Source organism: Paenibacillus marchantiophytorum (genome assembly GCF_014640555.1).
Lineage (GTDB): Bacteria > Bacillota > Bacilli > Paenibacillales > NBRC-103111 > Paenibacillus_E > Paenibacillus_E marchantiophytorum.
The window spans coordinates 1-876 of record NZ_BMHE01000130.1 but is presented as its reverse complement, the minus strand read 5'-3'; the positions used below and the strand labels follow the sequence as shown (position 1 = coordinate 876).

1 protein-coding gene and 1 pseudogene are annotated in these 876 nt (G+C 35.0%); both read left to right on the top strand.

The annotated features are described in order from the left end of the window. Nucleotides 1–201: pseudogene (locus IEY34_RS37200) on the top strand (aminoglycoside phosphotransferase); the annotation flags it as partial. A gap of 115 nt (nt 202–316) precedes the next feature. Beyond that, entirely contained in the window at nt 317–748 is a 432-nt protein-coding gene (locus tag IEY34_RS36260) for an oxidoreductase (RefSeq protein WP_189021120.1), read from the top strand. The last annotated feature ends 128 nt before the right edge of the window (nt 749–876 follow it).

The window sequence follows — 876 nt, the reverse complement described above, 5'->3', positions numbered from 1 at the left end:
GTCGCGTATAGCTTTTTGCCTCCGGATGCGCGTTCAGACTTTTTCAAAGAATATGGGGATGTCGATGAAGAAACGAAAATATTAGCTCGATTGATAGCCATATACATTCCCATTTTGATCATGATGTAGGCAATTGATTATAAAGATGAAAAGTTGGTTGCTGAAGCAAAAGCGATCATAAAACGTGCTCTCGCTGATTAAGATATGTCATTCCGCTAACTGGGAACGTTAGCTTAAAGGATGATCAAAGTTCTACCTGCAAGAACAACGGTTTCTTTTCTTGAAGTGTGCATTTAGTACTCAAAAGGAGATAGTGGTGAGACTGAATACAATTTCTACAAATCAAATAATTAATGAAAACAATTCTGACAAATCATTTTATGACTTTTGTATTGATGGTAGATCGCTATACAAGCTATTAGAGAGACACGAATTTATCCCTTGTATTCCACTAGCAGCTAGAAAATACAAAGTAGAAATTGTGCAAGAACTAACTCTAAAAAGACTTAGTAAATTGGGAGGAAATCGTTACCCACTTCTTGTTTGTCCTGAATGTGGGGATCTTGATTGTGGATTTATTTCAGCAATCATTGAGGAAGAAAATGATTTGATTATTTGGAGGGATTTTAAAAAGGGCGAAACACTTAAATTAACTCATCTAGGACCTTATTACTTTGAAAAAAAGAATTACATGAAAACAATTCAAGAAACACTTACGTCGACAGAAACTAGTGCGAGATTAAGCTAACGGAGAACTATAGCTCAATAATAACAGGCTGCTGGCTTATTCGGCAGCCTGTTGCATTGTACATATTTTCTACGTATACATCGATTTCATTTCATGACAAGTGTAAGCAAATAATCAAAATTTCAAAT